This is a genomic window from uncultured Roseicyclus sp., from assembly GCF_937892565.1.
Taxonomy (GTDB): Bacteria; Pseudomonadota; Alphaproteobacteria; order Rhodobacterales; family Rhodobacteraceae; genus Roseicyclus.
The window spans coordinates 1-12,303 of sequence record NZ_CALAHQ010000014.1; the positions used below are offsets into that span (position 1 = coordinate 1).

Sequence of the window (12,303 nt, forward strand, 5' to 3'; positions counted from 1 at the left end):
CCGACGCGGCGATGAGCTGACGGCTGTTTTGGCCCATGATGACAAGCTGATCGGCAATCCGCTTTTGCCTGCCCTGCATGGCGGGGCTATCGCGTCGTTTCTCGAGGTGACGGCAAAGATGGAGCTGTCCTTTGCCATGCTTTGGGACGCGGTCGAGGCCGGGCGGATCGATGCCGAGGCCCTGACGGCCCAGACCCTGCCGCGCCTGCCCAAGACGATCGATTTCACGGTGGATTATTTGCGCAGCGGATTGCCCCGCGATGCCTATGCGCGGGCCCGGGTCAACCGGCAGCGGCGGCGCTATGCTTCGGTGCATGTGGAGGCATGGAAAGACAACCGCCAACGCCTGTTCGCGCAGGCCACGGGTCATTTCCTGATGGCCGACCAGGATGGTTAGGGGCCGCTGCGCCCGCCGGGCCCTTGGCGCATGCTTCCTGCCGTATTTCCCGGGCAAAGATGGTGATCAAAGCCAGTCGCCCCGGCCGGTGCCGGTGATCTGGGTGATGGTGGTCAGCCCTTGGGCGCGGGCGCGATCCTCGAGCCCTTGGGCGATGCGCGCGGCCAAGGTCAGGCCACCATAGACCAGCGCAGTATAAAGCTGCACCGCGCTGGCGCCCGCGCGGAGTTTCTCCCACGCCTGGTCCGCCGTGGCGATGCCGCCCACGCCGATCAGGGGCAGCCGCCCCCCCGTCAGATGCGAGAGCTTGGCCAGAACGCGGGTCGAGCGTTCAAAGAGCGGCTGGCCCGACAGCCCGCCCGCCTGATCGCGGTGGCGGCTTTTCAGCCCCTCGCGCGCAAGCGTCGTGTTGGTGGCGATGATGCCCGCAAGTCCGGCGCTCTGGGCAACGTCGGCGATTTCGGCCAGCGCGTCATCATTCAGATCGGGCGCGATCTTGAGAAAGACCGGGATCGGGCGGGCCAGATCGGCGCGTGCGGCCATCACGCCGTCAAGCAACGATACAAGGGCTGCGCGCCCTTGCAGATCGCGCAACCTTTCGGTGTTGGGTGACGACACATTGACGGTGGCAAAATCCACAAAGGCGCCGCAATGGGCCAGCACCCGCGCGAAATCGGCGGCGCGGTCGGGGCTGTCCTTGTTGGCCCCAAGATTGAGGCCGATGGGCACGGCCGCGCGATGGGCCGCCTGAAGCCGCGCAGCGATCGCCGCCATGCCCTGATTGTTGAAGCCGAAGCGGTTGATGGCGGCGCGATCTTCGGACAGGCGAAAGAGCCTTGGCTTGGCATTGCCGGGTTGGGCGTGTGGGGTGGCGGCGCCCACCTCCAGAAAGCCGAAACCCGCGCGGGCCAAGGGGCCGATGGCTTCGGCGTTCTTGTCAAACCCGGCCGCCAACCCCACGGGATTGGGCAGATCAAGCCCGGCCAGCGTGACGCGCAAGATGGGCGAGGTGACCGCGCCCGGTGCTGGCAAGAGCCCCGATTTCAGCGCCGCGATGGCCAGACCATGGGCGCGCTCGGGATCGAGCTTTTGCATCACCGACAGGCCCAAACGTTCCCACATCTTACAGATCCGCAGGAAAAAGGTGCTGCCCATCCACCAGCGCCAGGGGCCTGTGCCAGATCACATCAGCCAGACGCAGCGGGCCATAGAGATGCGGAAACAGCGCCCCGCCGCGCGAGGGTTCCCAGATCAGCGCAGCGCCAAGGCTGTCGGCCTCGAAGGCGGCAAGGATCAGGCCCTCGACCCCCGCAAAATGGCGACGCGCGGTCTCGGCCACCTGTTGGGCGGTCGAAAAATGGATAAAGCCATCGGCCAGATCGACAGGCGCACCTGCGGTCTGACCTGTCTGGTTCAATGCGGCCCATTCAGCCGCGCGAAGGAGTTTGTAGATGTGCATGCCCCCCATTGGCGCGCGGTCTGGTCGGCGTCAAGGGTCAGCCACGGGTCATCAAATGACTTTACCCAGGCATCATGTCCCGGCACGATGCAGGGCAGTGACCATTGAAGTGGAGTAAACCCATGCGCAGACAGATTATCGCCACGACCGCCAGTCTTGCCGCCTTGTGCGTGTCACTGCCGGTGATGGCCGAGACCACGTTGCACATCTTGCACATCAACGATCTTCACAGCCGGATCCAGCCGATCAACCGCTTCGATTCGACCTGTTCGGCCGAGGATGAGGCGGCAGGCGCGTGTTTCGGCGGCGTGGCGCGGATCGCCACGGCGGTCAATGCCATTCGCGGTCCGCTGGAGGCGGCGGGCGAAAAGATTATCGTGCTGGATGCGGGCGATCAGTATCAGGGCAGCCTGTTTTTCACCACCTATCGCGGCGCGGCCGAGGCGGAATTCATGGAGGCCATCGGTTTCGATGCCATGGCGCTGGGCAATCACGAATTCAACAATGGCCCCGAGGGTCTGTTGCCGCTGCTCGACGGGGTGAGCTTTCCGGTGATCGCGGGCAATCTGGATGTCGCCGCCGACCCGGTGCTGGCAGGGCGGGTGCAAGATCATGTGGTGCTGGATGTGAACGGGGTGCAGGTGGGCCTCGTGTCGGCGCTGACGCGCGACACGATGGAAATCTCGTCGCCCGGACCCTTGATCGGCTTTTCCGACGAGATCGCGGCGCTGCAGGCCGATGTCGATGCGCTGACGCAACAAGGTGTCGGCATCATCATCGCGCTGACCCATGTGGGTTTGCCCGACGATATCCGCATAGCCCAAGCCGTGAGCGGTATCGACGTGATCGTGGGCGGTCATTCCCATACCTATCTCAGCGCCAGCGATCCCGGCCGCGCCGGCCCCTATCCGCTGTGGATCAGCAATCCCGAAGGCGCGATGGTGCCGATCGTTCAGGCCTATGCCTATTCAAAATATCTGGGCCATCTTGAGGTCACATTCGATGCGGCGGGCGATGTCCTTCATGCGCAGGGCGATACGCTGCTGCTGGATGCCAGCGTCACGCCCGATGCGGATATCGCGGCCCGCGTGGCCGAATTGGCCGGGCCGATCGAGGCCGCCATGGGCGTTTTGGTGGGCGACACGCAAGGCGTCATCGAGGGGGACCGGAGCGTGTGTCGCGCGATGGAATGCGCGATGGGAAATCTGGTGGCCGATGCCATGCTCGACCGGGTGCGCGATCAGGGCGTCCAGATCGCCATTGCCAATGGCGGGGGCCTGCGGGCGTCGATCGATGCCGGACCGATCACCATGGGCGAGGTCCTGACCGTCCTGCCCTTCCAGAACACGCTGGCGACCTTTCAATTGACCGGGGCCGATGTGGTGACAGCGCTGGAAAACGGCGTCTCCCAGGTTGCAGAAGGGGCGGGCCGTTTCCCGCAAGTGTCGGGGATACGGTTTGTCTGGGATCCCGCCGCCGATCCGGGTGCGCGCATCGTATCGGCCGAGGTGGACATGGGCGGGGTCTGGACGCCGCTTGATCCGGCGGCGACCTATGGGGTGGTGTCCAACAACTTCATGCGGGGCGGTGGCGATGGCTATGCCGTTTTTGCCGCCAATGCGGTGAACCCCTATGATTTCGGTCCCGGTCTGGAAGAGGTGGCGGCACGCTATTTGACCGAAAACAGCCCCTATGCACCTTATACCGATGGGCGCATTTCCATGGTCGACTGACGGTTCCTGCCGGGATGACACAGCCGGCAGGCGCGGGCTTGCCGGCTTTTTTGCGGGCAGGGGGTGACGGGGCGTCTGGGGCATGTCTAACTTGGGGCCATGTGCGGACGCATGACCATGACCCATCCCAACGACGCCATGGCGCAAGTGTTTGCGGCCATGCCGGCCAATGATCTGCCGTCGGTGCCGCGCTACAATATCTGCCCGACCCAGGCCGTGCCGGTGGTCACCGCCGGGGTCGGGCGGCGTGCCTTGCGCCCCATGCGGTGGGGATTTTTGCCGCATTGGTACAAAGCGCCAAGCGACGGCCCGCTGTTGATCAACGCGCGCGCTGAAACGATTGCCCAAAAGCCTGCCTTTGCCGCAGCAGTGCGCGCGCGGCGCTGTCTGGTGCCTGCGACCGGGTTTTACGAATGGACCAAGGATGACCAAGGCAACCGGCTGCCCTGGTATTTCACGCCCCGGGACGGGGGTGTCTTGGTCTTTGCCGGGGTCTGGCAGGATTGGGGGCAGGGCGCGGATGCGCGGCCCTGCGTCGCCATCGTCACCACAGCCGCAAGTCCCTGGATGGCTCAGACCCATCACCGCGAACCCGTCTGTCTTGCCCCCACGGATTGGGCGCGCTGGCTGGGCGAGACCGGGGAAAAGGCCGCGCCCCTGATGCGTGCGGCGCCCGAGGGGTATTTCGATCGCTGGCGCGTGGACGCGCGGGTCAATTCCAACCGCGCCGAGGGGCCGACCCTGACCGCGCGCATGGGCATGTGATCAAACGACAGCCCGATGCGCGCGCGACAACACCATGACGGCCGCAGATCGCCCGGCACTGGCATCTCTTGGCAGGCCGATCAAGCGGGTGGCGCGGACTGATCTTTCAGCGCTTGCCGCGCGGTGACCCGTTCGCGGTGGATCATGTAGAGCCCGGCCCCGATGATGATCACGATGCCGGTCAGGCTAAGGGCATTGGGGAAATCCCGAAACACCAGATAGCCCAGCAAGGTCGCCACCGGCAGTTCCAGATACTGCATGGGCGCCAGTGTGGCCGAGGGGGCCAGCGACAGCGCATAGGTCATCATGATATGGCTGACAGTCGCAAAGAAGCCGACCCCGAACAGCCACAGCATAGCCACGCCTTGCGGCCAGACGGGATCAAGCCATGCCGATCCCGTGTCTTGGGCCAAGACCAGCACCGGCACACAGATCACGCTGGCGATCAGCCCCGTATGGAACTGCATGCTGACCGGATGCACCCGCCGCGACAGACCGCGTGTCACAAGGATGTAGAAGGCAAAACCGACCGCCGTGCCCAAGGGAAACAGCGCCACGGCGCCAAAGGCCGCGAAACTGGGCTGGATCACGAACAAGACACCGACGAAACCCACCACAGCCGCCCCCACGCGGCGGGGGCCTACATCTTCGCCCAGATAGAATTTGCCCACCAACAGCACGATAAAGGGGGCGACAAAGACAATCGCCAGCGCATCGGCCAGCGGCATGACGCTGATCGCGGCAATGAAACAATAGGTCGAAACCAGCAAGAACACCGCGCGCAGCACCAATGCCAGCACATCCGCGCGCTCGACCCGAACCGAAAGCCCCATGAGCCAGACGATCGGTGCCATCAGCACACATTGCACCACGAAACGCGCAGCGGTGACCTGTCCGACCGGGACGCTGTCTGAGGCAAGTTTTGCCGCCACATCCAGCAACGGGGCGGTCACGCAAAACCCCACCATGAGGCCGACACCGGCAAGAATACGGTCAGGGGGCAAGATCTTGGCGGTGTGGCTGGTCATGGAACGCTTTTGAACGCAAGCGGCGGGCAAACCTGTTTCGTTTCCGACCACCGCCGCCAGTGCAGGGTCGCAATTGGTGCACGTCTTGAAAAGCGCCCGCAAGCAAGATGTTGCGGGCCGTTGGCCATCGGTCCAGAGCGGCCAGGATTTGAGCGCCAAGTCCCCGGCTGACGACAGGCCATGCGCTTTCCAAAGGCGCTTGGCTATGTCCGCGCGGCTTCGAACCTTGCCCATGCATCTGCGAAGCGGGCAAAATCAAAGCCCTCGGCCCGTGCCGCTGACAAGACGATCTTTTCGGTATCCAAAAGCTTGGCAATCGCAGCCCCCAGTGCCGCTTCATAGCCCGCAGGGATCACCACGGCACCATGGCGGTCGGCATGGATCAGATCGCCATCGGCGATGCTCAGGCCAAAGATGGTCACTTGGGTGGCGATCTCGCGCACATGGACAAAGCCATGACTGGGTCCGATGCTGCCCGCGATCACGGGAAACCCGTCGGGCAGATCGCCCAGATCGCGCATCACCCCGTTGGTCAGCGCCCCCGCAAGGCCGAAGCCCTTGTGGACGGTCGTGTTGATCTCGCCCCAGAAGGCACCGATGGCGGCCTCTCCATCCATGTCTTCGACGACCGCGATGGCAGGACGGGGGCCTGTGGCCATGTGCTGGTAGTAGGCCATGCGCCGCGTGCGGACCACATCGGCGGGTTCGGTCGGCGGGGCGGCGGCTGCGATCCGTGCCGTGCGCGCATAGCCCAGGATTGCGCCTGCCTCGGGCGCGCTGCACAACATGGTGCCGCGCGTAAAGCGGTCAAAGCCGCGCTTGCCCTCGACCACCTCGATGGCGTTGCAGACGGTCGGCGTATCCACCCGCCGAAGCAGGGCCAGAAGTGTGTCATCCATTCTCGGTCTCCTTGAGCCACGCCAAAAGGTGGCCTGTGGTGATATCGGGCTGTTCGAGGCAGGGCAGATGCCCGGCGCCGTCGATGATCGCCAGACGTGCATGTGGCATCAGGGCCTGCATGGCCACATGGCGGGCGGGTGGGCAAAGGCGGTCGTGACTGCCGCACAAGACCAGTGCCGGGCCCGGATAGGCCGCAAGTGTCATGCTCTGGTCGGCCCGCGTCATCAGGGCGCGCGATTGGCTCAAGAAGACATCGGGGCCCAATTGCTGCGCCATATCGGCGCAAAGCTCTAGGATATCGCGCCGCTCTTGCCCGTCTGCCAGATAGGTGGGCTTCAATTCTTCGCGCATGACCGCAGCCAGTTCACCCGCTTTGACACGTTCCATCTGTGGCACGCGCCGCGCCGTCACGGCCTCGGTCTCGGGCAGATGGTTGGTGTCAAGCAGCGCCAGCCCCGCGACGCGGTCAGGGGCTTGGGCCACAACCTCCATCGCGACGATGCCCCCCATCGACAACCCGGCCAGCGCAAAGCGGGGGGGGGCGATGTCGAGGATCGCATGCGCAAGCGCCGCGATCCGGTCAGCCCCGGACAATGCGGCCACATGCACCGGCCGGTGGGGGGCGATGGCCGCGATCTGCGGCGCAAACAGGCGCGCGTCGCACATCATCCCCGGCACCATGATCAAGGGAAGGCTCACCGCACCAACGCAGCCCCCTCGGCCATGGCGGCAAGCTTGGCATAGGCGATATCGGGATCGACCGAACCGAAGCCCGCAAATGTGCCAAAGCCGCAATCCGAGCCCGCGATCACGCGGTCCGCGCCGACGATATCAGCGAAACGCTGCAGGCGCTGGGCCACAAGCTCGGGGTGTTCGACAAAGTTCGTCGTCGTATCCAGCACGCCCGGCACGAGGATCTTGTCCTCGGGGATGTCAGCCTGACGATCGCGGAAGACCGCCCATTCATGCCCATGGCGGGGATTTGATGTCTCGAACAGCACATAGCGCGCCTTGGCCGACATCAGCGTGTCGAACATCTTGGCCATGGGGATGTCGCAGACATGCGGCCCCTCGTAATTGCCCCAGCAGATATGCACCCGCACCCGGTCTTGCGGGATGTCGCGCAGCGCGTGGTTCAGCACCTCGACATGCAGGCCTGCCACCTTGACGAAATCGGCATCGGCAAGCTCGGGGAAAAGCATATGCCGCGACAGCGCCAGATCCGGGCAGTCGAGTTGCAGATCGAGCCCAGCGGCCACGATGGTCTCGTATTCCGCCTTCATCGCATCTGCGAGTGCAGACAGATAGGCTTCGCGCGTGGGGTAGTATTCATTGGGCAGGAACAGCGAGATCACGCCAGGCGAGGCGGCGTTCATGAAACCCCGGCTTGCGCCATGCGCGGCCATCGCGGCCTTGAGGTTGGCGATATCCTTTTGCAACTCGCCCTGACCCTTGGAGATGACGGGGCCTATGCATTTCGGCCGCGCATAGCGGGGCGAGCCGCCATCATCGGCGAGTTTCTTCAGGAAATTGGGAAAAAGCTGCAGATCGCGGGGCGGGCTGCGGGGCGTGTCGCCATCAAAGCCCGTGTAGCGATCCTTGACATAGGTGGCGTAGCTGATCTTGGAGGTTTCCCCGTCCGAGACGATATCGACCCCCGCCGCCACCTGTCGCGCAACGGTGCGCGACACCGCCGCCGTCATGCAGGCGTCGAAGGCGGCCGGATCGTATTCGGTGCCGCGTTCGCGGGCAAAGATGAAATCCACGACATCCTGACTGCGCGGCAGGCTTCCGACATGGGTGGTCTTGATCTTGCTCATCGGGTGGTCCCCTTGATCTTGGATGGCTCTGGCCGGGCTCAGGACTTTCGGGTCGGGCCCGCCGGGTCGTCGGTGCCCAGCACATGGTAGAGTGCCGCATCGCCCGACATCGACGGCGTCAGACGATAGGCGAGGCCCTGTGGCACCGACATGGTGTCACCCTTGGCCAGCGTGGCGCTGCCGCCATCCCAATCGACGCGCCAATGGCCCTTGACCGGCATCAGAACGGCGGGGCGGTCATGGCGGCGCGCGTCGCTTCCAGCCGAGCCGCGTGTGATGAAATGCACCTCAAAGCCCGGACGGTCGCGCAGGATGCCATCGGCCCCGATCACCTTGGCGGGGGTTCTGTCGGACAACGCGACCAGATCCCAGTAGCGCGCGACATGGTTTGGCAACACATCCGCTGTCGTCAATTCCGCCCGTTTGGCAAGCTCTTCGGGACCAAGCACGGGCATTGGTTTGACGCCTTCGGGCAAAGCCTCGCCTTTCTTGGTGTCATAAAGCTTACCCGTCTCGGCAAGGATCAGACCGTGCGATTTCGCCTCCTCGATGACTTGCGGCGCCCATTTCACGCCGCCCCCCGCATCATCACCGCCCAAGATCGCCATGATCATTCCATAATCGGTGCCGATATTCTCGAACCCACGGAAAATGCCCGTGGGGATGTTGATGATATCGCCTTCCTCCAGCACCACCTCGCCCGCAGTGCCCCAGCGGCCCCAGAAGAAACGCCAACGCCCCGAGAGGACAAAGAACACCTCGGCGGTGTTGTGATCATGCAGCGAGTTGCGGCATTTGGGCGGCTGGCCTGCGGCACCAATGTTGAAGCCGTGTTTGAGGCTGATATGCACATGCTGATCGGCGCTTTCCGACACACCGCCCCCGATGATGGTGAAATTCTCCTTCTGGTTTGAACCGGGCGTGTGGGCGTCGATGAAGGCGGTCTTGCAGGGGCGCAGATCGCCGTAGCGGACGATGCGGGCTTCCATCTCTTGGGGGGTCATCGCGGGGTGTCCTCGATCAAGTCATGTGGCGGTGTGGCGTTGGGTCAGACCAGGCCGGTGGCAAGGTGGATCTGCTTCCAGATCGCGGTTTCATCAAAGAGCGTCCATTCCCGGCGGAGCTGCACAGGCCCGCTGCCGTGCCGGCCGAACTCGGCATGGGTGATGCCCATCACATGCACCGCGGCACCCGTCGGTCGGCCGAAGATGCCCCAGCCGTCATGCTTGCCTGTCAGGCTCCAGCGGATCGCAGCGCGCGGGGGCATGTCGGGGTCAGCCCGCCCGATCCGGTGATGGATCGCGAAACGTGCCGAGGGGAAGGCCGCGCGTAGACCCATCCAGAAATGGGTCGCTTCAGTTGCCCCATGCACCGTCTTGTGTCCGGGATATTCCAGATGGGCTGCACGGTCGTATTCCGACCCGATGACCGCCATGTCGGCCCCCATGATCCGCATCAGGATATCGGCCAGTTTTTCACCCCAAGGGTCGGCATTGCCCGTTCCGGTATAGGGGCCGACGATATCATTGTCTGGGCTGCAAGGTTTGACGCAGGCCTCGGGTCCGCCCTCGCGCGTGATCAGGTCACGGGCGTAGTCCTCGGGGATCCATCCCATCTGCTGCACGATGGCCGATTGGTCGCGGATCAGCCATTCGTCATCGATCGTGTTGTTCCTTGCATGGCAATCGGCGATGACGCGGTACACCAGCTTTCGGCCCGTCGCCCGCCCATACACGCCGTCGCCCGTATGGGTCGCCACCGATAGGATCCGATGCGAGGACAGCATCCCCGCCTCGGGCGTGCCGGACCAGATCACATCCTCGCCCAAAAGCTGACGGTCGGGAAACTCCGCCAGCGTCGCCATGGTGGCTGCGATAACGCCGCCATTGCCGCGCACGACCGAGCTGGGCGAGCGTACGATAATATCTTGGGCGTAATAATCGTGGAGCGTGGCAATCGCGCGCCCTTCCCAGATCTCTTGGGTGATGCCGAGGATGTAATCGGGGAAATCGCGAAATTTCGGGTCAAAACCCTTCATGATGTCCATCCTTTGGGAATGCGCGCCGAGCTGCGCACGATCAGCGGGCCTGCGATCTCGATCTTCTGGGTGGGGCGGTGGGGGTGTTCGATCTGACCCAACAGCGTGTCGACGGTCGCCTCGACCATGCGGTTGAGCGGCTGGCGCAGGGTGGTCAGATCATAGGCGGGCCAGCCGGCAAGCGGCACATCGTCATAGCCCACGACGCTGACATCTTGCGGGATGCGCAGCCCCAGCTCGCTGCGCAGCACATCCATCACGGCAAAGGCCATGTGGTCGTTGCCGACGAAGATCGCATCGGCCGGATCGCGTCGTGCCATCAGGGTGCGGGCGGCCGCGGCGGCGGCATCGCGTGTGTACATCCCGTCGATCTCGTCAAGCGGCGCGGCGCCTGCCGCCGCCAGCCCCCGCCGAAAGCCCAAGGCCCGGTCGCGCCCGGTCGATGACCCTTGCCAGCCCATGATGTGGGCGATCCGCTGATGCCCGCCGGCAAGCAGGAATTCCGCCACCTTGCTGCCGCCCGACAGATTGTCGGATGTCACCGTCGACAACCCCGAACCATCCTGACCGCGGTTGAACAAGACCACCGGTATCCCGGATGCCGCGCAGCGCTCGGTCAGCCCGAAGGACATCGACACCGAGGCGGTCACGATCCCGTCCACCTGATAGTCCATCAGTTCCTGAACGGTGCTTTCGATCTGATCGCTGGCGTTTGAGACCATGAAAACCAGAATGTGATACCCGCGTTCCTGCAAGGCGCGCGACAGCTGTTCCAACGCGACCGGATAGAACTGGTTTTCCAGATAGGCGACCAACAGGCCGATGATCCGGCTTTTGCCCGATTTCATCGCGCGCGCCATTGCGTTGGGCCGGTAGCCCAGATGATCGGCTGCTGCGCGGACCTTGGCAATGGTCGTGGGGCTTGCCGATGCACCCGAGAATACCCGGCTGACCGCCGATTGGCTGACACCGGCCATGCGGGCCACGTCGAGCGAAGTGATGCGCTGCTCCGCCATCAGGCCACCCCATGCCTTGGGGCGGGCAATGGGGCGGTGGTGCGGTTCGGCGTGCAGGGGCTCATGCGTTTCTCCAATCGGGCAGCGGGATCTGTCCGGGAACCCGCGCCTTGTTGAATTCCCGCATCCGGGCCAGCACGTCCACACCGAGTTGGCGGTAAGCATCCAAAAGATCGACCAGAACCCAATTCTCGCGGATCAGATCCCCCTCGAGCCGCCAGAAATCGAGGCTTCGCAGCAAGATCTCCTGTCCTGCCGGGGCGATGCCCATCCATCCATCACCTGTCACGGTCAAGCGCATATTGGGCCAGCCTGTTTCGCAGACATAGGCGCCCTCGGCGACCCAGTGGCTCATCAGATCACCCATCGCGTCCAGCTTGCGGTCAGGCATGCCGCGCAGAAAGGGGCCCTGATGCCAGTTTCGAAAGCCCGATATCCCGCGTGATGTGCCGATGCCCGCAGGGCCATACCAGTTGAAACGGGGGTGCCAGTAAACCCCAAGGCGCATGATGTCCGGATCGGGATTGCTTGGGAACCGGCACAGATCGGTCAGCATGGCGATGACATGGTCGAGCGCCTTTTGCCCATCGCCAGATACCGCAAGCCCATCGCCGCTCATCGGGGCAGGGGTGGCAAGAAAGGCCCCCAGTTGCGGCGCCATGGGCCAGGCGCGGGCCTGCATCATCAGTTCGGGGATGTCCCAGATCGCCTGCATCTCGGTGATGCGGCCATCGGTGACGCGGAAATATTCGTGGTAGCGCATATGCGCCAGATGCCCCGTCGGCGGGATGCCAAGAAAGGGCGCAAGATAGGTGCCCATATACTGGCCCATGCAGCCGATCCAATCCTGCCCCTCGGGTGTGGTGCCCGCCATGACGATCATGTCGCGCCGTTCCAGATCGGGCATGGCGGCATGAAGCGGCACCAGACAGTCTTCGACAAGATCTGCGACATCGCCAAAGGGATGGCACATGCGAAGCGTCGCGTCAGGCGCAAAAAGCGCGCCCGTCACCGCGCGTGCCGTTGCAGGGTCGAAAGTCTCCATCGCGCGGCGATAGGGGGCAAAAAACGCCTTGAGCTGCTCGGGGGTCATCATTGCGCCGCCTCGCCGAAGGGGACGTTGCGCCCGCCATAGCGGCGGACGCGG

General features: G+C 64.2%; 13 protein-coding genes. 3 read left to right on the plus strand and 10 right to left on the minus strand.

Annotation, left to right across the window (positions count from 1 at the left end; translation table 11 throughout):
• Window positions 1-397: hotdog domain-containing protein (locus Q0094_RS02210; protein WP_297614804.1), on the plus strand; the 397-nt coding region annotated here is incomplete at its 5' end.
• 66 nt (window positions 398-463) lie between these two features.
• On the opposite strand, the gene Q0094_RS02215 is transcribed toward Q0094_RS02210, so the two are convergent.
• Complete coding sequence (locus tag Q0094_RS02215; RefSeq protein ID WP_297614806.1) at window positions 464-1,519, minus strand: quinone-dependent dihydroorotate dehydrogenase; 1,056 nt, start codon at window positions 1,517-1,519, stop codon at window positions 464-466.
• 1 nt (window position 1,520) lies between these two features.
• On the minus strand, window positions 1,521-1,856 hold the full coding sequence (locus Q0094_RS02220) for a DUF952 domain-containing protein (RefSeq protein ID WP_297614808.1): 336 nt from the start codon (window positions 1,854-1,856) through the stop codon (window positions 1,521-1,523).
• Window positions 1,857-1,978: 122 nt separating this feature from the next.
• Between Q0094_RS02220 and Q0094_RS02225 the strand changes: the two genes are divergently transcribed.
• The gene (locus Q0094_RS02225) at window positions 1,979-3,589 is read left to right on the plus strand and encodes a bifunctional metallophosphatase/5'-nucleotidase (protein WP_297614811.1); all 1,611 of its coding nucleotides are present in this window, start codon (window positions 1,979-1,981) and stop codon (window positions 3,587-3,589) included.
• Window positions 3,590-3,688: 99 nt separating this feature from the next.
• Entirely contained in the window at window positions 3,689-4,354 is a 666-nt protein-coding gene (locus Q0094_RS02230; protein WP_297614812.1) for an SOS response-associated peptidase, read from the plus strand.
• 80 nt (window positions 4,355-4,434) lie between these two features.
• Here Q0094_RS02230 and Q0094_RS02235 read toward each other — a convergent pair whose 3' ends face one another.
• From Q0094_RS02235 to Q0094_RS02270, 8 genes are all read right to left on the minus strand, one after another.
• Complete coding sequence (locus Q0094_RS02235; RefSeq protein WP_297614814.1) at window positions 4,435-5,382, minus strand: DMT family transporter; 948 nt, start codon at window positions 5,380-5,382, stop codon at window positions 4,435-4,437.
• A gap of 203 nt (window positions 5,383-5,585) precedes the next feature.
• Window positions 5,586-6,281, minus strand: coding sequence for an RraA family protein (locus tag Q0094_RS02240; protein ID WP_297614816.1), 696 nt, complete (start codon window positions 6,279-6,281; stop codon window positions 5,586-5,588).
• Window positions 6,274-6,963: an alpha/beta fold hydrolase gene (locus Q0094_RS02245; protein WP_297614828.1), complete on the minus strand. Its 690-nt coding sequence runs from the start codon at window positions 6,961-6,963 to the stop codon at window positions 6,274-6,276. Before Q0094_RS02245 ends, Q0094_RS02240 begins: the two co-directional genes overlap by 8 nt.
• Window positions 6,964-6,977: 14 nt before the next feature.
• On the minus strand, window positions 6,978-8,102 hold the full coding sequence (locus Q0094_RS02250) for a cobalamin-independent methionine synthase II family protein (protein WP_297614818.1): 1,125 nt from the start codon (window positions 8,100-8,102) through the stop codon (window positions 6,978-6,980).
• 38 nt (window positions 8,103-8,140) lie between these two features.
• A complete protein-coding gene (locus Q0094_RS02255) occupies window positions 8,141-9,106 on the minus strand; it encodes a cupin domain-containing protein (protein WP_297614820.1) in 966 nt (321 codons plus the stop codon).
• Window positions 9,107-9,150: 44 nt separating this feature from the next.
• Window positions 9,151-10,140 carry an ester cyclase gene (locus tag Q0094_RS02260; RefSeq protein WP_297614822.1) on the minus strand — a complete coding sequence of 330 codons (990 nt, stop codon included), beginning with the start codon at window positions 10,138-10,140 and terminating at the stop codon, window positions 9,151-9,153.
• Entirely contained in the window at window positions 10,137-11,156 is a 1,020-nt protein-coding gene (locus tag Q0094_RS02265) for a LacI family DNA-binding transcriptional regulator (RefSeq protein WP_297614824.1), read from the minus strand. The genes Q0094_RS02260 and Q0094_RS02265 overlap by 4 nt, the downstream gene beginning before the upstream one ends.
• A 61-nt stretch (window positions 11,157-11,217) precedes the next feature.
• The gene (locus Q0094_RS02270) at window positions 11,218-12,252 is read right to left on the minus strand and encodes an ester cyclase (RefSeq protein WP_297614826.1); all 1,035 of its coding nucleotides are present in this window, start codon (window positions 12,250-12,252) and stop codon (window positions 11,218-11,220) included.
• Between the last annotated feature and the right edge of the window lie 51 nt (window positions 12,253-12,303).